Source organism: Streptomyces sp. RerS4, assembly GCF_023515955.1.
GTDB lineage: Bacteria > Actinomycetota > Actinomycetes > Streptomycetales > Streptomycetaceae > Streptomyces.
The window spans coordinates 1,966,114-1,984,146 of sequence record NZ_CP097322.1; the positions used below are offsets into that span (position 1 = coordinate 1,966,114).

Below are 18,033 nucleotides of genomic sequence, written 5' to 3' on the forward strand. Positions count from 1 at the left end.
TCAGCTCACGTCGTGACGTGGAGCCCGTGCCGTGCGCTGCGATCAGCTCTGGCCGCCGGCCAGCTTCTCGCGGAGCGCGGCGAGGGCCTCGTCGGACGCCAGGGCGCCGGAGGTCTCGTCCGCACCCTCGGAGGAGTAGGAGCCACCCGAGACGCCCGCACCGGCGTTGCCACCGGCGGCCGGGGCGGCAGCGCCCTCGGCAGCGGCGGCCTCGTCGGCCTCGCGGCTCTTGATGACCTGCGCCTGGTGCTGCTCGAAGCGGACCTGCGCCTCGGCGTACTGGCGCTCCCACGTCTCGCGCTGGGTCTCGTAGCCCTCGAGCCAGTCGTTGGTCTCGGGGTCGAAGCCCTCGGGGTAGATGTAGTTGCCCTGGTCGTCGTAGGACGCGGCCATGCCGTACAGGGTCGGGTCGAACTCGACCGACGCCGGGTCGGCACCGAAGGACTCGTTGGCCTGCTTGAGGGACAGCGAGATCCGGCGACGCTCCAGGTCGATGTCGATGACCTTGACGAAGATCTCGTCGTTGACCTGGACGACCTGCTCCGGGATCTCCACGTGGCGCTCGGCCAGCTCGGAGATGTGGACCAGACCCTCGATGCCCTCGTCCACGCGGACGAACGCACCGAACGGAACCAGCTTGGTGACCTTACCCGGGACGACCTGACCGATCTGGTGGGTCCGGGCGAACTGCTGCCACGGGTCCTCCTGCGTCGCCTTCAGCGACAGGGAGACGCGCTCGCGGTCCATGTCCACGTCGAGGACCTCGACGGTGACTTCCTGACCGACCTCGACGACCTCGGACGGGTGGTCGATGTGCTTCCAGGACAGCTCGGAGACGTGCACGAGACCGTCGACGCCACCCAGGTCCACGAAGGCACCGAAGTTGACGATCGAGGAGACGACGCCGGAGCGGACCTGACCCTTCTGCAGGGTGGTGAGGAACGTCTGACGAACCTCGGACTGGGTCTGCTCGAGCCAGGCACGGCGGGACAGGACCACGTTGTTGCGGTTCTTGTCCAGCTCGATGATCTTCGCCTCGAGCTCCTTGCCCACGTAGGGCTGGAGGTCGCGGACGCGGCGCATCTCGACGAGAGAGGCCGGCAGGAAGCCGCGGAGGCCGATGTCGAGGATGAGACCACCCTTGACGACCTCGATGACGGTACCGGTGACGATGCCGTCTTCTTCCTTGATCTTCTCGATCGTGCCCCAGGCACGCTCGTACTGAGCGCGCTTCTTGGACAGGATCAGGCGGCCTTCCTTGTCCTCCTTCTGGAGAACCAGGGCCTCGATCTCGTCGCCGACCTTGACGACCTCGTTCGGGTCGACGTCGTGCTTGATCGAGAGCTCGCGGCTCGGGATCACGCCTTCCGTCTTGTAACCGATGTCGAGCAGGACCTCGTCCCGGTCGACCTTCACGATGACGCCGTCGACGATGTCGCCGTCGTTGAAGTACTTGATCGTCTCGTCGATCGCGGCCAGGAAGGCTTCCGCGTTACCGATGTCGTTGACCGCTACCTGCGGAGGGGTGGTGGCGGTGGTCTCGGTGCTGCTCGTCATGTGGGAAAGGGCTCCGGTTACGGACAGAAAGTCGTAGGTACTGCTACGCCGGGAGCCCTTATCGGCATCTGCCGAAGAAGCCGGACAGCCAAAGAAGCCCTGATCCCCGAAGGGGAGGGGCCTCGAAAACCGAGGGGACATCAACAGATGCAAGCGCAGCCTGCTAGGTCTGAGGAGCACAGGCTCGCAGCGCAACTTGTAGCATACGGGGGCAGCCGGACAGGGTCAATGCGCGAAGGCGCACACCGCGGGCGGATCACCGCATAACCGGCACAATTCGTGTGCGGGGACGCCGTGATGGGCCGTCCACATTCGCCACACATCTCTTACGCCACCCATCCGCAGACTACGACGACGGGCCCCATGAACCAAGAGGACCACTCCCCCCAGGACGCGTACGCGTCCGACGGCGCCGCCCTGGACGCCGACGACGCCGAGGCCACCCGACGTGACGCCGGGGAGGCGGAGAGCAGCCGCGCGAGCCGGGGCTGGTGGGACCGCAACGCCGACGAGTACCAGAGCGAGCACGGCGCCTTCCTCGGCGACGACCGCTTCATCTGGGGCCCCGAGGGCCTCGACGAGGCCGACGCCGCCCTGCTGGGCCCCGCCGACTCCCTCAAGGACAAGGACGTCCTGGAGATCGGCGCCGGCGCCGCCCAGTGCGCGCGCTGGCTCGCCGCGCGCGGCGCCCGCCCGGTGGCCCTGGACCTCTCGCACCGCCAGCTCCAGCACGCCCTGCGCATCGGCGGCGGCATCCCGCTGGTCGAGGCGGACGCCGGCCGGCTGCCCTTCCGCGACGCCTCCTTCGACCTGGCGTGCTCCGCCTACGGGGCGGTCCCCTTCGTCGCCGACCCGGTCAACGTCATGCGCGAGGTGCACCGCGTCCTGCGCCCCGGCGGCCGCTGGGTCTTCTCCGTCACCCACCCCATCCGCTGGGCCTTCCCCGACGAGCCCGGCCCCGAGGGCCTGTCCGTCTCCGCGTCCTACTTCGACCGGACGCCGTACGTCGAGCAGGACGAGGAGGGCCGCGCCGTCTACGTCGAGCACCACCGCACCCTCGGCGACCGGGTCCGGGACGTGGTGGCGGGCGGCTTCCGCCTCGTGGACCTCGTCGAACCGGAGTGGCCGGCCTGGAACGACCAGGAGTGGGGCGGCTGGTCCCCGCTGCGCGGCAACCTGATCCCCGGGACCGCGATCTTCGTCTGCGAGCGCGACTGACGTGATCCGTACCGCCGCCCTCGACGCCCTGCCCGTACGGGAGGTCCTCCCCGCGCTCGCCGCGGCCCTGGACGCCCGCGGCGCCGCCGTGCTGTGCGCCCCGCCCGGCACCGGCAAGACGACGCTGGTGCCGCTGGTACTGGCGGGGCTGGTGGGGGGCGGCGTACGGCGCCGGGTGCTCGTCGCCGAGCCCCGGCGGATCGCGGCACGGGCGGCGGCGCGGCGGATGGCCTGGCTGCTGGGCGAGGCCGTCGGCGGCTCCGTCGGCTTCACGGTGCGCGGGGAGCGGGTCGCGGGCCCGGACACGGTCGTGGAGGTGGTCACCACCGGTGTGCTGCTCCAGCGCCTCCAGCGGGACCAGGAACTGGCCGGCGTGGACGTGGTGGTCCTGGACGAGTGCCACGAGCGGCACCTCGACGCCGACACCGCCGCCGCGTTCCTGTTGGACGTACGGGAGACCCTGCGCCCGGACCTGCGGCTGGTGGCGGCCTCCGCGACGACCGACGCGGCCGGCTGGGCCGCTCTGCTGGGGGGCGCGGACGGGGACGCCCCGGTGGTGGAGGCGGCCGGGGTCGCGTACCCGGTGGAGACGGTGTGGGCGCCGCCGGCGCGGCCGGTGCGACCGCCGCACGGGATGCGGGTGGATCCGGCGCAGCTGGCGCACGTGGCGTCGGTGGTGCGGCGGGCGCTCGGCGAGCGTTCGGGTGACGTGCTGTGCTTCCTGCCCGGGGTGGGCGAGCTGGCGAAGGTCGCCGGGCTGCTCGGCGGGGTGGACGCGCACGTGCTCCAGTTGCACGGTCGGGCGCCGGCGCAGGTACAGGAGGCGGCGCTGACGGCCTCGGAGCACCGCCGGGTGATCCTGGCGACGGCGGTCGCGGAGTCCAGCCTGACGGTGCCGGGCGTCCGGGTGGTCGTGGACAGCGGCCTGGCCCGCGAGCCCCGGGTCGACCACGCCCGGGGGCTGGGGGCGCTCGCGACGGTACGGGCGTCCCGCGCGGCGGGCCGCCAGCGCGCGGGCCGCGCCGGGCGGAGGCGCCCGGGGCGGTGTACCGCTGCTGGGACCGGGCGGAGGACGGGCGGCTGCCGGCTTTCCCCGCGCCGGAGATCCGCGTCGCGGACCTGGCGCGCTTCGCGCTGGAGGCCGCCTGCTGGGGCGACCCGGACGCGTCGGGGCTGGCGCTGCCGGATCCGCCGCCGGCCGGGGCCATGGCCGCCGCCCGGGAGGTGCTGACCGCCGTCGGGGCGGTGGACGCGACCGGGCGCCCCACGTCGCGCGGGCGGCGCATGGTCCGCATGGGCGTGCACCCGCGGCTCGCGCGGGCCCTGCTGGACGGGGCCGCGGTGCTGGGCGCGCGGCGGACCGCGGAGGTGGTGGCCCTGCTGAGCGAGGAGCCGCCGCGCGGGTACGGGGACGACCTGGCGGGCGCCTGGCGGACGGCGCGGGCCGGCGGGGACGCGTACGCCGCCCGCTGGCGGGCCGAGGCGCGCCGGCTGGAGCGGGCGGTGGGCTCGGGTGAGTCCGCGGCCACCGCCGGCGCGCGGCTCGGTGACGACGCGGCGGCCGGGCTGGTCGCGGCCCTGGCCTTCCCGGAGCGGGTGGCGCGGGCGCGCGGCGCGGGCGCGTTCCTCATGGCCTCGGGGACGGGAGCCGAGCCGGACGGCGCGTCCGCGCTGCGCGACGCGCCCTGGCTGGCGGTGGCCGTCGCCGACCGGGCCCCGCACGCGGCGTCGGCGCGGGTCCGGCTGGCCGCGCCGATCGACGCCGGCACGGCGCGGGAGGCCGCCGCGCACCTGCTGACCTCCGGCGCGGAGGTGCGCTGGGAGGACGGCGACGTGGTCGCCCGCTCCGCCGAGCGGCTCGGGGCGATCGAGCTGGTCACGCGCCCGCTGCGGGATCCCGATCCGGCGGCGGTACGGGCCGCCCTGCTGGCCGGGCTGCGCGCCGAGGGCCTGGACCTGCTGCGCTGGTCCCCCGACGCGCGGGCGCTACGGGCCCGGCTGGCGTTCCTGCACCGCGTGCGGGGCGGGGCCTGGCCCGACGTGGCCGGGGAGGAGGAGCTGGTGGAGCGGGCCGACGACTGGCTGGAGCCGGAGCTGTCGCGGGCCCGGCGCCGCGCCGACCTCGGCCGGATCGACGCCGGTCAGGCCCTGAACCGGCTGCTGCCCTGGGCCGAGGGTGAGGCGGCCCGGCTGGACGAGCTGGCCCCGGAGCGGATCGAGGTGCCGAGCGGTTCGCGGATACGGGTGGACTACGGCGACGGCGGCGGGCAGCCCGTCCTGGCGGTGAAGCTCCAGGAGCTGTTCGGGCTGGCCGAGACGCCGAGGGTGGCGGGGGTTCCCGTACTGGTGCACCTGCTGTCGCCCGCCGGCCGGCCGGCCGCCGTCACCGCCGACCTGGCGTCCTTCTGGCAGGGCGGCTACCGGGCCGTGCGCGCGGAGCTGCGGGGCCGCTACCCGAAGCACCCGTGGCCCGAGGACCCCTCGACCGCCGAGCCGACCCGGCACACCAACGCCCGGCTCAGGCGGTGAGTTCCCCTGCCTTCTCGCGTCGGCCGCGCGCCTCCAGCCACAGGGCGAGCGCGAGGAGCGCCAGCCCGACGAGGGCGGAGCCGGCGGGGGCGTAGGTGTGCAGGGCGAGGACCTTCGTACGGTTCGCGGAGACCAGCTCGAAGGTGTGGTCGGCGTAGTCGGGCCGCATCTTCACGTGCCCGGCGAAGGCGGTGAGCTTGCCGTCGGGGCCGCCCGCCGCGATGCCGCCGCGCATCTCCTGCCGGATCTGCTGCTCGGCGTTGACGGGAGCCCCCGTCACCGGGTCGACCCAGAACATCGCCTTGACCGTGTACCAGAGGCTGGTGCCGGTGCTCTGCTCGATCGTCGCGGGGTCGATGCCCTCGATCGGCATCTTCTTCGGCATGGGCACCTTGGTCCAGGGGACGGTCTGCTCGAAGTAGTAGACCTCCATGCCCCGGTAGGTGCGCGGGCCGACGTAGTGGATCGGCGAGGAGGTGCGCGTCTGGGCGTCGAAGTAGAGGTAGTCGCGCGGCTCGGTGAAGAAGGGCCACTTGAACTCGATGCCCTCACGTGTGACCGGGTCCCCGTCGACCATCTCGCCGGTCGCGTGCACCGGGTCCTGGGTGTGGGCGTCGAAGATGTAGCGCTCGGGGATCTGGGAGACCATCTTGCCGTCCGGCCCGATGATGTACGACAGCGTGTCCCAGACGACGACGTCCTTGCCGGCGTCGGCCTCGATCTCCTTCGACGCCTCGACGTTGCCCTTGAGCGTCTGGACGATGGTGACCTTGTCGACCTTCTTCGGCTGCATGCCGCCCGCGTAGTCGAGGAGGGTGGCGTCCTTGGCCTCCAGGACCATCTCCTGGTACTGCTCGGGCGGGATCTTCGCCAGCCTCGGGTACGCGTACCAGCGCAGCAGCGGTGCCAGGGCCGCGCAGAACACGGCGAGGGCGAGCAGGACGAGGCTCGCTCTGCGTCTCATGCCGGGCCTCCTCTACTTTCCGGGCGCGGGGGGCGCGGTGGTGAGCAGTGGCTTGGGCGAGGTCTTGCCCTCCGGCACCCCGACCGCCGTGACGGCGAGGACGAGGGCCAGCGCGGCGGCCAGCCCGATGGCGGCGGCGACGAGTGCGCGCATGCCGGTGGCCCTCCCGGAATCTGATGGAACGTCAGAGAGGGGGCACCGTAGCAACGCGGGGCCGAGATGAGAACCGTCGGGTGGGACGGGGGTCAGGGCCTCGGCGTGGGGGTGGGGCTGGGGGTGGGGGTGGTCGTGCGGCTCGGGCTCGTCTTCGGCGAGGCCGTCGGTGAGGCCGTCGGTGAGGCGGTGGGCGACGCGGACGGCGAGGCCGACGGGGTGGGGACCCCCGGGGACGGACTGCCGGACGGGGTGGGCTTCGGGGTGGGGGTGGTCGTGGGGGTCGGCTTCGGGGTGGGGGTCGGGGTCGGCGTGGGGGTCGGCTTCGGGGAAGGCGTCGGCGTCGGCGTCGGGGTGGGCTTCGGGTCCGGCGAGGGCGTGGGCGTGGGGGTCGGCGTCGGCGTCGGCGTCGGCGTCGGCGTCGGGTGCGGTTTCGGGTCCGTCGGGCGGCCGGCCGGCGCTGCGGGGCCCGTGCCGGAGCCGCCGGTGTCCGGGACCTCGTGCGCGCCCTGGAGGTAGTACGCGAACCAGGACCGCACCGTCCGCAGGTACGCGGCGGACTGGTTGTACGAGAGCACCGCCCGGTCCAGGTCCGCCCCGACGCGCAGATCACGGTTGCCGGCGCACAGGTAGCGGCCGGCGGCCAGGGCCGCGTCGTGGACGTTGTTCGGGTCGCGCCGGCCGTCGCCGTTCGCGTCCTGCCCCCACGCCGCCCAGGTGGACGGGATGAACTGCATCGGCCCGACGGCCCGGTCGTGGCGGGTGTCGCCGTCGTATGCGCCGCCGTCGGTGTCGGAGATGTTCGCGAAGCCGTTGCCGTCGAGGACCGGCCCCAGGATGGGCCGTAGCGTCGTCCCGGCGGTGTCCACCTGTCCGCCGCGCGCCTGGCCGGACTCGACCTTCCCGATCGCCGCGAGCAACTGCCAACGCAGGCCGCATCCCGGGTCGTTCTCCCCCACCCGCTGCTCGGCCCGCCGGTACGCGGCGAGCACGCTCGCGGGTATGCCCTGCGCGCCCTCGATGACCGGCTCCACCACCGGCACCACGCTCGGCGCCGGCGCGGGCGCGGCCGGCGACGGGCTCGCCGCGCCCGGGGCGGCGGCACCCTCCGGCAGGAGGACGGCGGGCGGCTCGGGGCTGATCAGGGCGGCAGTTCGGTGAAGTAGGCGCTGTCCCCGCCGGGCGCGGCGCCCGCGTCGGCGACGGGCTGCGCCTGGCCCCCGTCCGCCTGCGCCCGATCCGCGCTCCGGCCGCCGCCGGGCCCCTGAGAGGCCGTCATCGCGGCGGCCACCAGAGCCGAGACCAGAGCGGCGGCCGCACCGCGGCGCAGGCCGCGTCCGAATATTCGTGCCGACATCAGCCGAACCCTCCCCTAGGCGTCACGTCCAGGCGTCCAAACGTTCGCGTGACCCTACGACAACTCCCTGCACACGGCACGCATCGTGCGGGCTTGTTCACCGGATCCCCACGTCTCCTCGCAGGTCACGCATACTGTGCCGACGAGAGGGAAGCGAGGTCAGAGCCCATGCCGTTCACACTCAGCCACGCGGCGGCCGTACTTCCGGCCATCCGCCGCAGCGGGCGGGCGCGAGGTGCGTGGGTCGCGTCGGCCCTGGTTCTCGGCTCGTTCGCGCCGGACACGGTCTTCTTCGTCGACGCCGTCGTCGAAGGCTTCATGGGCTACGGGCACTTCACGCATTCCCTGACGGGTGTGCTCACCGTCGACGCGGTCCTGACCGCCGTGCTCGCCGCGTGTTGGCTGCTGCTGCGCGAGCCGCTCGTCGCGCTCGTGCCCGAGGCCTGGCGGGGCCGGGTGCACGCCTTCGTGCGCGGTGAACCCTGGCGACGGCGGAAGTGGCCCGCGCTCGCACTGTGGTTCTACCTCTCGGCGGTGGCCGGCTCCCTGACCCACGTGGTGTGGGACAGCTTCACGCACCACGACCGCTGGGGCACCGACGCACTGCCCGCCCTCGGTGAGCCGTTCGCCCTCGGTCTGCCCCTCTACTCCTTCCTCCAGTACGGCACTTCGGCGCTCGCCGCCTGCGCCCTGGTGTGGTTTACGGTGAGCGCCCTGCGCCGGCTTCCGGCCACGCCCGCCCCGCCGTCCGTACCGGTCCTGGGCCGCGCGGAGTCGTGGGGTGCGGCCCTGCTGGTGTTGGGGTGTGTGGCGGTCGGGGTCACGCTGCGGGTGATCCGCTTCTTCACGTTCTTCGACCGGATCCGCACCCCGTTCGACATCATCCCGACCGTCTGTTTCGGCGCGGGCGGCGGCCTCGCCGTCGGACTGCTCCTCTACGGGGCCCTCGTACGGCTGCGCCACCGGCCGGGCCGCCGCACCCCCGGCCGGCCGGACGTGCGAACGCCGACGCCCGTCCCCACCGCCGGGCGGGGACGGGCGTAGCGGGACGGGCGTGGCGGGACGGAACCGTCAGTGCGCGGCGGACTCCCAGTCGGGACCGACGCCCACCGACACGTCCAGCGGGGCCCGCAGCTCGACGGCGGCACCCATCTCGCGGCGCACCAGCTCCTCGACGCGCTCGCGCTCCCCGGGAGCGATCTCCAGCACGATTTCGTCGTGCACCTGGAGCAGCATGCGCGAGCGCAGCCCGCCCTCGCTCAGCGCCTTGTCGACCCGCAGCATGGCGACCTTGACGATGTCGGCGGCGGTGCCCTGGATCGGGGCGTTCAGCGCCATCCGCTCGGCGGCCTCACGGCGCTGACGGTTGTCGCTGTTGAGGTCCGGCAGGTAGCGGCGGCGGCCGAAGACGGTGGCCGTGTAGCCGGTGGCGCGGGCTTCCTCGACGACCCGCTGGAGATAGTCGCGCACCCCGCCGAACCGCAGGAAGAAGTTCTCCATCAGGCCGCGCGCCTCGGCGGGCTCGATGTTCAGCTGCTGGGCGAGACCGAACGCGGACAGCCCGTACGCCAGACCGTAGGACATGGCCTTGATCTTGCGGCGCATCTCGGCGTCGACCGCGGAGCGCTCCACCGCGAACACGTGGGAGGCGACGGTGGTGTGCAGGTCCTCGCCCGACAGGAACGCCTCGATCAGACCCTCGTCCTCGGAGAGGTGGGCCATGACGCGCAGCTCGATCTGGCTGTAGTCGGCGGTCATGAGGGACTCGTAGCCCTCGCCGACGACGAACCCGCGCCGGATGGCACGCCCCTCGTCGGTGCGCACCGGCACGTTCTGCAGGTTCGGGTCGGTGGAGGACAGCCGGCCCGTCGCGGCGACGATCTGGCTGAAGCTGGTGTGCACCCGGCCGTCGGGGGCGATGGACTTGACCAGGCCCTCGACGGTGACGCGCAGCTTGGCCTGCTCACGGTGGCGCAGCATGATCACGGGCAGTTCGTGGTCGGTCTGCGTGGCCAGCCAGGCCAGCGCGTCGGCGTCCGTGGTGTAGCCGGTCTTCGTCTTCTTCGTCTTGGGCAGGTCCAGCTCCCCGAAGAAGACCTCCTGGAGCTGCTTGGGCGAGCCGAGGTTGAACTCGTGGCCGACCGCCGCGTGCGCCTCCTTCACCGCCTGCTGCACGGCGCCCGCGAACTGCTGCTCCATGGCTTCGAGGTGGTCGCGGTCGGCGGCGATGCCGGCCCGCTCCAGCCGGGCCAGCAGCTCGGAGGTGGGCAGCTCCATCTCGTGGAGCAGCTCCACGGCGCCGACCTCGGCGAGGCGGGCGGTGAACGCGTCGCCCAGGTCGAGGACGGCGCGGGCCTGCGCCATCAGCGCGTCGGCCTCGGCGCTCTCGTCGGCGCCGAAGGCCAGTTGACCGTCGGCGGCCGGGGGCGCCAGCTCGCGGTGCAGGTACTCGTTGGACAGGGCGTCCAGCGCGAAGGAGCGGCGGCCCGGCTTGACCAGGTAGGCGGCGAGGGCGGTGTCCATGGTGACGCCGGCCAGCGTCCAGCCGTGCTCGGGGAAGACCCGCATCAGGCCCTTCGCGTTGTGCACGACCTTGGGCCGCCCCGGGTCGGCGGCCCAGGCGGCGAACGCCTTCTCGTCGGCCTCGTCCAACGCGGACGGCTCGAACCAGGCGGCGGCGCCCCCGGCGGCGGCCAACGCGATCTCGCTGACGTTGCCCTGGCCCAGGGCCCAGCTGTCGACGGTGGACACCCCGAGGGGGCCGCCCGCGTGCGCTTCGAGCCACGGCGCCAGCTCGCCCGCGCCCAGCGCCGAACCGTCGATCTCCACACCGGCCGCCGGGGCCGGGGCCTGCTCCTCGGCCGCGCCCGGGTCCACGGCCAGCAGCCGCTCGCGCAGCGAGGCGTTACGGATCTCCAGCACGTCCAGCACGGCGGTGACCGCACCGCGGTCGTACGGCAGCCGGGTCAGGTCGGCCGGGGACTTCTCCAGCTCGACGTCCTTGACCATCTCGGTCAGGACCCGGTTGAGCTTGACGGCCTCCAGGTGGTCCCGGAAGTTCTGCCCGGCCTTGCCCTTGACCTCCTCGGCGCGCTCCACCAGCTCCTTGAACGACCCGAACTGGGTGATCCACTTGGCGGCGGTCTTCTCGCCGACGCCCGGGATGCCCGGCAGGTTGTCGGACGGGTCACCGCGCAGCGCCGCGAAGTCCGGGTACTGCTGCGGGGTCAGCCCGTACTTCTCCTCGACCTTCTCCGGGGTGAAGCGGGTCAGCTCGGAGACGCCCTTGGTCGGGTAGAGGACGGTGGTGTGCTCGGAGACCAGCTGGAAGGAGTCCCGGTCGCCGGTGACGATCAGCACCTCGAAGCCGAGGGCCTCGGCCTGCGTCGCCAGCGTCGCGATCACGTCGTCGGCCTCGAAGCCGTCGATCGCGAAGCGCGGCACGTGCATCGCGTCGAGGAGCTCGCCGATCAGCTCGACCTGCCCCTTGAACTCGTCGGGGGTCTTGGAACGGTTCGCCTTGTACTCGGGGAACTCCGTCGAGCGCCACGTCTTGCGCGACACGTCGAACGCCACCGCGAAATGCGTGGGCGCCTCGTCGCGCAGCGTGTTCGCCAGCATCGACGCGAAGCCGTAGATGGCGTTCGTCGGCTGGCCCGTCGCGGTCGTGAAGTTCTCCGCGGGCAGCGCGAAGAACGCCCGGTACGCCAGGGAGTGCCCGTCCATGAGCATCAGGCGGGGGCGGTCCGCTGCGGTCGTCTGGTCGGTCTTCTTCGATGCGTTCTCTGCCACGTCCCCGATCCTAGGCGCCACCGCCGACATTCCCGGCTTCGGCGATGTCGGCGGAGCGTGACAGGATCGTCCACAGGAAGAACCGCACCGGAAGACACCGCACCGCCCAGGAAGCTCGAAGGGGAGCCGACATGGCCACCAAGCCGCCCGCAGGTGATCCCGTACAGGACGCGCCGCAGGTCGCGCCTCCCCAGCACGCCGCGGCCGGTCTGCCCGCCATCGGCCACACCCTGAAGATCGCCCAGCAGCAGATGGGCCTCGCCCGCACCGCCCGCACCCTCCTCAAGGTCAACCAGAAGGACGGCTTCGACTGCCCCGGCTGCGCCTGGCCCGAGGGCGACAAGCGGCACACGGCGGAGTTCTGCGAGAACGGCGCCAAGGCCGTCGCCGAGGAGGCGACCCTGCGCCGGGTCACCCCGGAGTTCTTCGCCCGGCACCCCCTGACCGACCTGGCCGGCCGCTCCGGCTACTGGCTCGGCCAGCAGGGCCGCATCACCCAGCCCATGTACCTCGCCGAAGGCTCCGACCGGTACGAGGCCGTCCCCTGGGAGCGGGCCTTCGAGATCATCGCCGAAGAGCTGCGCGCCCTCGCCTCCCCCGACGAGGCCCTCTTCTACACCTCGGGCCGCACCAGCAACGAGGCCGCGTTCCTCTTCCAGCTCTTCGCCCGCGAGTTCGGCACGAACAACCTGCCCGACTGCTCCAACATGTGCCACGAGTCCTCCGGCTCCGCGCTCAACGAGACCATCGGCATCGGCAAGGGCAGCGTCTCCCTCGAAGACCTCCACCAGGCCGAACTGATCATCGTCGCCGGACAGAACCCCGGCACCAACCACCCCCGCATGCTCTCCGCGCTGGAGAAGGCCAAGGAAGCCGGCGCGCGGATCATCTCGGTGAACCCGCTGCCCGAGGCCGGCATGGAGCGGTTCAAGAACCCGCAGACCCCCCTCGGCATGCTCAAGGGCACCGCCCTCAACGACCTCTTCCTCCAGATCCGCATCGGCGGCGACCAGGCCCTCTTCCGCCTCCTCAACAAACTCGTCATCGAGACCGAAGGCGCCGTCGACCACGACTTCGTCCGCGAGCACACCCACGGATACGAGGAACTCGCCGCCGCCGTGGCCGCGACCGACTGGGACGAGACCCTCAGGGCCACCGGCCTGACCCGCCCCGACATCGAAGCCGCCCTCGCGATGATCCTCGCCTCGAAGCGCACCATCGTCTGCTGGGCCATGGGCCTCACCCAGCACAAGCACTCCGTCGCCACCATCCGCGAAGTCGTCAACCTGCTCCTGCTGCGCGGCGACATCGGCCGCCCCGGCGCCGGCGTCTGCCCCGTCCGCGGCCACTCCAACGTCCAGGGCGACCGCACCATGGGCATCTTCGAACGCCCGGCCCCGGCCTTCCTCGACGCCCTGGACAAGGAATTCGGCATCACCTCGCCGCGCCACCACGGCTACGACGTCGTCCGCTCCATCGAGGCCCTGCGCGACGGCAAGGCCAAGGTCCTCTTCGCCATGGGCGGCAACTTCGTCGGCGCCACCCCCGACACCGCCGTCACCGAGGCCGCCATCCGCCGCGCCTCCCTGACCGTGCACGTCTCCACCAAGCTCAACCGCTCCCACGCGGTCACCGGCCGGCGCGCCCTGATCCTGCCCACCCTCGGCCGCACCGACAAGGACGTCCAAGCGTCGGGTATCGGCAAAAAGGGCACAGTGCAGTTCGTGACCGTCGAGGACTCCATGGGCATGGTCCACGCCTCGCGCGGCAACCTCGCCCCCGCCTCCCCGCACCTGCTCTCCGAGCCCGCCATCGTCGCCCGCATGGCGCGCGCCGTCCTCGGCGCCGGCTCGAAGACGCCGTGGGAGGAGTTCGAGCGGAACTACGCCACCATCCGTGACCGGATCTCCCGCGTGGTCCCCGGCTTCGAGGACTTCAACGCGCGCGCGGCCCGCCCCGAGGGCTTCCGCCTCCCCCACGCCCCGCGCGACGAGCGCCGCTTCCCCACCAAGACCGGCAAGGCCAACTTCACCGCCGCCCCCGTCGAATACCCCAAGGTCCCCGCCGGCCGGCTGCTCCTGCAGACCCTGCGCAGCCACGACCAGTACAACACCACGATCTACGGCCTCGACGACCGCTACCGCGGCATCACCGGCGGCCGCCGCGTCGTCCTGGTCAACCCCGAGGACGCGGCCGAGCTGGGCCTGGCCGACGGCTCGTACACCGACCTGGTCGGCGAGTGGAAGGACGGCGTGGAGCGGCGCGCCCCCGGCTTCCGCGTCGTGCACTACCCGACCGCGCGCGGCTGCGCGGCCGCGTACTACCCCGAGACGAACGTGCTGGTGCCCCTGGACTCCACCGCCGACGTCAGCAACACCCCCGCGAGCAAGTCCGTCGTCATCCGCTTCGAACCGGCCTGATAGAACGACCTCAGGACAAGATGGTTAACGAGCGTTGACGAACGGAGCCGGCCCATGGGCGAGCAGCACGCAGTGAAGTTCCCGCAAGAAGTCCTCGACGAGTACGCGGCCCTGGGCATCGACCTGCCCTCCCTCTTCTCGGCGGGCGACCTGGGCGAGCGGATGGAGATCCGCGTCCTGGAGGCCTCCGCCGAGCGGGTCGTGGGCACCATGCCGGTCAAGGGCAACACCCAGCCCTACGGACTGCTGCACGGCGGCGCCTCCGCCGTCCTGGCCGAAACCCTCGGCTCGATCGGCGCGATGATGCACGGCGGCATCGGCAAGATCGCCGTCGGCGTGGACCTCAACTGCACCCACCACCGCGGCGCCCGCTCCGGCATCGTCACCGGCGTCGCCACCCCCGTCCACCGCGGCCGCTCCACCGCCACCTACGAGATCGTGATCTCCGACGACCAGGACCGGCGCGTGTGCAGCGCCCGCCTGACCTGCCTGCTGCGCGAGACGGACGGCGGCCAGGCCGCCACCGGAGCCTGAACCGGCCCCCGCCCCTGGCCCCGCCTGCGCCGCGCCCCACCCCCTCACGTACGGCAGGCCCGGACGCCCCGCCCCCACCGGCGGCGCGCGTCCGGGCCTGCGCCCGTTTCTTCCCCCTTTATCGACTCCGCCCGCACGCGCTTCTTCCCGCCACCCGCCCGGAATCCGCCACTCCGCACCCGCCGCGTCCGCATCTGTTGTGTCACCGATGGTGACCGCCTACCGTCCCCTCATGGGGACACCGCCACGTTCCACGGTCCGCTACGCCGCCACCACCCTCCTCGCGGCGCTCGCCTTGACCGGCGCCCCGACCGGATGCGCACGTTCCGCCCCACCCCCGGCGGCAGGCCCGCACAGCCCGGCGGACGGCTCCACCCCGACCCCCTCCTCGCCCGCACAGATCTGCACCAGCCTCGTGTCCTACTGGGCGAAGGAGACGCTCCTGGGCACGAAGTGGTCGGGCTTGGACTGGGAGCAGAAGGGGCTGTCCAACGACCAGTACGCGATCCACGAGGACGCGGTGGCCGCAGGACGCGCCGAGGAGCGAACGGCCGGGCGGGACAAGGCACTTGAGCTGATCGACCGGTTCGTGGCGCAGCGCTGCGCCGAGCAGAACGGCGCGACGGGGAGCTCCGGGAACCGACACCCTCCGACGTGACCCAGGTCACCGCAATCCGAGCGCGCTGTCCGGCTTCCGGGCACCTGCCGCCGAACCGCCGAACCGCCGGTGACCAGCGCTTTCGAGATCGGCACGCGATCCACCGGACTTCAGCACCTCCCGCCGGATGATCACACTGCGTAATGGAAATGCCGTACGGAATCCCCTTTATCCACTGAGAATGGCCACCCGATGGATTCCTACGGACACACGCAGCCACATTCGGCCGAATTTGATCTAAGACAGGTGCATGGAGGCCTCAAGCCCCTTAGAGGAACAGGTACTTCTCACCATGCGGACGCCCTCCAACGCCAGTAAATGTCCGTTCTGTCCACACTCCCGGCACACATTCTTGGCCTTGGCATAACAAGAGCGTCACATCCTCCTTTCTCCGCTCCCCGCTTTCACCACCTCGGGCCTAGAGTCACGGCCAGTCACCGCGCCGCTGGGCGCGACCAGCACGGCCGCTGTACATCCCAGTGCGGCCCGGCGACCGAACGGCACCTCACAGAGGGAGCCGCGCCAGGGAAAGGAAGAATCGTGCGACACCGTTCTTTGCTCGTCCTCACCACCGTGATCACCACGGGAGCACTGACCCTCACCGCCTGCGGATCGCGCGATGAGGCGAAGTCCGGGGACAACTCCGGCGGCAAGAAGACCGTCGTCGTCATCGGCGTGGACGCTCCCCTCACTGGCTCGCTCTCCGCCCTCGGCCAGGGCATCAAGAACTCCGTCGACCTCGCGGCCAAAACGGCCAACAAGAACAACGAGGTCCCCGGCATCGAGTTCAAGGTCGAAGCCCTCGACGACCAGGCGGTCCCCGCCTCCGGTCAGGCCAACGCCACCAAGCTCGTCGGCAACAAGGACGTCCTCGGCGTCGTCGGCCCGCTGAACTCCGGCGTGGCCCAGCAGATGCAGGGCGTCTTCGCCTCGGCGAACCTCGCGCAGGTCTCCCCGGCCAACACCAACCCCGCGCTCAGCCAGGGCGACAACTGGGGCAAGGGCGAATTCAAGCGCCCTTTCCCCACCTACTTCCGCACCGCCGCCACCGACGTGGTCCAGGGCAAGTTCGCCGCCCAGTACCTCTTCAAGGACGCCGGCAAGAAGAAGGTCTTCGTCGTCGACGACAAGCAGACCTACGGCGCCGGCCTGGCCGCGATCTTCTCCGACGAGTTCAAGAAGCTCGGCGGCGAGGTCGTCGGCACCGACCACGTCACCGTGAAGGAGACCGACTTCTCCTCCACCGCCGACAAGGTCAAGAGCACGGGCGCCGACTCCGTCTACTTCGGCGGCCAGTACCCCGAGGGCGGCCTGCTCGCCGACCAGATCAAGAAGACGGGCGCCAACGTCCCGCTCATGGGCGGCGACGGCATCCAGGACCCCGCCTTCATCACCGCCTCCGGCGAGGCCAACGAGGGCGACCTCTCCACCTCCATCGGCTACCCCGTCGAGAAGCTCCCCACCGCCAAGACCTTCATCGCCGACTACCAGGCCGGCGGCTACAAGGACCCGTACGCCGCTTACGGTGGCTACTCCTACGACGCCGGCTGGGCCGTCATCCAGGCCGTCAAGGCCGTCGTCAACGCCAACAGCGGCAAGCTCCCGGCCGACGCCCGCGCCAAGGTCGTCGAGGCCCTCGCCAAGGTCTCCTTCGAAGGCGTGACCGGCAAGGTCGCCTTCGACCAGTACGGCGACACCACCAACAAGCAGCTCACGGTCTACAAGGTCGAGGGCGGCAAGTGGATCGACGTCAAGAGCGACACCTTCAACCAGTAATCACACGTCCCGCCTGACGGGACCCCCGGTCCGATCCGCCCCCCGCGGCCGGACCCCCCTCAAAAGAACCAGCCGCGCGAGGGCGCAAACAGCGCCCTCGCGCGGAGTCTTATCCGACACGCTCATCGGAGGCCCTGCGGTGCACGAACTGCCGCAACAGCTGGCCAACGGCCTTGCCCTCGGTGCCCTTTATGGCCTCATCGCCATCGGGTACACCATGGTCTACGGCATCGTCCAGCTCATCAACTTCGCCCACGGCGAGATCTTCATGATCGGCGGCTTCGGCGCGCTCACCGCCTACGCCATCCTCCCGACCGGCACCTCCCTACTGGTCGCGATACCCGTCATGATCGTCGGAGGCGCGCTCGCCTCGGTCCTCGTCGCCACCGCGGCCGAACGCTTCGCCTACCGCCCCCTGCGCAGCGCACCACGGCTCGCCCCGCTCATCACCGCAATCGGCCTCTCGATCGCGCTCCAGCAGCTCGTCTGGCAGTTCTACCCGGACGCCAAGAAGGCAGTCAGCTTCCCCGAGTTCAAGGGAGCCGCCTTCAAGATCACCGACAGCCTGGCCATCCAGCGCGCGGACCTCTTCGTCCTCATCCTCGCCCCGCTCTGCATGCTCGCCCTCGGCGTCTTCGTCTCCAAGAGCCGCAGCGGCCGCGCCATGCAGGCCACCGCGCAGGACCCCGACACCGCGAAGCTGATGGGCATCAACACCGACCGCATCATCGTCATGGCCTTCGCCATCGGTGCCGCGTTCGCCGCCGTCGCCGCCGTCGCCTACGGCCTCGACAAGGGCCAGATCAACTTCGAGATGGGCTTCATCCTCGGGCTGAAGGCCTTCACCGCCGCCGTCCTCGGCGGCATCGGCAACATCTACGGCGCCATGGTCGGCGGCGTCGTCCTCGGCCTCGCCGAGGCCCTCTCGATCGCGTACATCGAAGAGATCCCCGGCATGCAGCAGCTCGGCGGTGGAGCCTGGTCCAACGTCTGGGCGTTCGTACTCCTCATCGTCGTCCTCCTCGTGCGGCCCCAAGGCCTGCTCGGCGAGCGCGTCGCGGATCGGGCGTGAGAA

13 protein-coding genes and 1 pseudogene are annotated in these 18,033 nt (G+C 71.8%); 8 read left to right on the plus strand and 6 right to left on the minus strand.

The window, feature by feature from the left end; translation table 11 throughout:
* Positions 1-42 precede the first annotated feature (42 nt).
* The gene (gene rpsA / locus M4D82_RS09020) at positions 43-1,557 is read right to left on the minus strand and encodes a 30S ribosomal protein S1 (RefSeq protein WP_007263497.1); all 1,515 of its coding nucleotides are present in this window, start codon (positions 1,555-1,557) and stop codon (positions 43-45) included.
* A gap of 363 nt (positions 1,558-1,920) precedes the next feature.
* On the opposite strand from rpsA, the gene M4D82_RS09025 reads away from it, so the two are divergent.
* Both M4D82_RS09025 and hrpB read left to right on the plus strand, forming a co-directional pair.
* Positions 1,921-2,775: a class I SAM-dependent methyltransferase gene (locus tag M4D82_RS09025; RefSeq protein ID WP_249765538.1), complete on the plus strand. Its 855-nt coding sequence runs from the start codon at positions 1,921-1,923 to the stop codon at positions 2,773-2,775.
* Position 2,776: 1 nt separating this feature from the next.
* Positions 2,777-5,304 (plus strand): annotated as a pseudogene (hrpB, locus tag M4D82_RS09030) (ATP-dependent helicase HrpB).
* Here the strand turns inward: hrpB and pgfA are convergent.
* The 4 genes from pgfA to M4D82_RS09050 form a co-directional block, all read right to left on the minus strand.
* Positions 5,294-6,268: a cell envelope lipid trafficking protein PgfA gene (gene pgfA, locus M4D82_RS09035; protein ID WP_249765539.1), complete on the minus strand. Its 975-nt coding sequence runs from the start codon at positions 6,266-6,268 to the stop codon at positions 5,294-5,296. The pseudogene hrpB and the gene pgfA sit on opposite strands and share 11 nt — an antisense overlap.
* Before the next feature lie 12 nt (positions 6,269-6,280).
* Entirely contained in the window at positions 6,281-6,421 is a 141-nt protein-coding gene (locus M4D82_RS09040) for an SPW_0924 family protein (protein ID WP_249765540.1), read from the minus strand.
* Between the two features lie 92 nt (positions 6,422-6,513).
* Positions 6,514-7,458, minus strand: a complete 945-nt coding sequence (locus M4D82_RS09045; RefSeq protein ID WP_249765541.1) for a lytic transglycosylase domain-containing protein — start codon at positions 7,456-7,458, stop codon at positions 6,514-6,516.
* A 104-nt stretch (positions 7,459-7,562) separates the two neighbouring features.
* On the minus strand, positions 7,563-7,778 hold the full coding sequence (locus M4D82_RS09050; protein WP_249765542.1) for a hypothetical protein: 216 nt from the start codon (positions 7,776-7,778) through the stop codon (positions 7,563-7,565).
* Between the two features lie 168 nt (positions 7,779-7,946).
* Between M4D82_RS09050 and M4D82_RS09055 the strand changes: the two genes are divergently transcribed.
* Positions 7,947-8,822 carry a DUF4184 family protein gene (locus M4D82_RS09055; protein ID WP_249765543.1) on the plus strand — a complete coding sequence of 292 codons (876 nt, stop codon included), beginning with the start codon at positions 7,947-7,949 and terminating at the stop codon, positions 8,820-8,822.
* Positions 8,823-8,849: 27 nt separating this feature from the next.
* Here M4D82_RS09055 and polA read toward each other — a convergent pair whose 3' ends face one another.
* Positions 8,850-11,570, minus strand: coding sequence for a DNA polymerase I (gene polA / locus M4D82_RS09060; protein WP_249765544.1), 2,721 nt, complete (start codon positions 11,568-11,570; stop codon positions 8,850-8,852).
* 131 nt (positions 11,571-11,701) lie between these two features.
* Between polA and M4D82_RS09065 the strand changes: the two genes are divergently transcribed.
* The 5 genes from M4D82_RS09065 (at position 11,702) to M4D82_RS09085 (ending at position 18,030) form a co-directional block, all read left to right on the plus strand.
* Entirely contained in the window at positions 11,702-13,990 is a 2,289-nt protein-coding gene (locus M4D82_RS09065; RefSeq protein WP_249765545.1) for an FdhF/YdeP family oxidoreductase, read from the plus strand.
* Between the two features lie 54 nt (positions 13,991-14,044).
* Positions 14,045-14,524 (plus strand): PaaI family thioesterase, encoded by a 480-nt coding sequence (locus tag M4D82_RS09070; RefSeq protein WP_249765546.1) that lies wholly within the window; start codon positions 14,045-14,047, stop codon positions 14,522-14,524.
* Positions 14,525-14,756: 232 nt separating this feature from the next.
* A complete protein-coding gene (locus tag M4D82_RS09075; RefSeq protein WP_249765547.1) occupies positions 14,757-15,182 on the plus strand; it encodes a hypothetical protein in 426 nt (141 codons plus the stop codon).
* Between the two features lie 540 nt (positions 15,183-15,722).
* Entirely contained in the window at positions 15,723-16,958 is a 1,236-nt protein-coding gene (locus tag M4D82_RS09080) for a branched-chain amino acid ABC transporter substrate-binding protein (protein WP_249765548.1), read from the plus strand.
* A gap of 139 nt (positions 16,959-17,097) precedes the next feature.
* Positions 17,098-18,030 carry a branched-chain amino acid ABC transporter permease gene (locus tag M4D82_RS09085; RefSeq protein ID WP_249765549.1) on the plus strand — a complete coding sequence of 311 codons (933 nt, stop codon included), beginning with the start codon at positions 17,098-17,100 and terminating at the stop codon, positions 18,028-18,030.
* Positions 18,031-18,033: the final 3 nt, after the last annotated feature.

Coding starts and splice junctions, on each gene's coding strand:
- rpsA (WP_007263497.1), bottom strand. CDS start 1,557: ATGACGAGCAGCACCGAGACCACCGCCACCACCCCTCCGCAGGTAGCG.
- M4D82_RS09075 (WP_249765547.1), top strand. CDS start 14,757: ATGGGGACACCGCCACGTTCCACGGTCCGCTACGCCGCCACCACCCTC.
- M4D82_RS09040 (WP_249765540.1), bottom strand. CDS start 6,421: ATGCGCGCACTCGTCGCCGCCGCCATCGGGCTGGCCGCCGCGCTGGCC.
- M4D82_RS09050 (WP_249765542.1), bottom strand. CDS start 7,778: ATGTCGGCACGAATATTCGGACGCGGCCTGCGCCGCGGTGCGGCCGCC.
- pgfA (WP_249765539.1), bottom strand. CDS start 6,268: ATGAGACGCAGAGCGAGCCTCGTCCTGCTCGCCCTCGCCGTGTTCTGC.
- M4D82_RS09070 (WP_249765546.1), top strand. CDS start 14,045: ATGGGCGAGCAGCACGCAGTGAAGTTCCCGCAAGAAGTCCTCGACGAG.
- M4D82_RS09055 (WP_249765543.1), top strand. CDS start 7,947: ATGCCGTTCACACTCAGCCACGCGGCGGCCGTACTTCCGGCCATCCGC.
- M4D82_RS09065 (WP_249765545.1), top strand. CDS start 11,702: ATGGCCACCAAGCCGCCCGCAGGTGATCCCGTACAGGACGCGCCGCAG.
- M4D82_RS09025 (WP_249765538.1), top strand. CDS start 1,921: ATGAACCAAGAGGACCACTCCCCCCAGGACGCGTACGCGTCCGACGGC.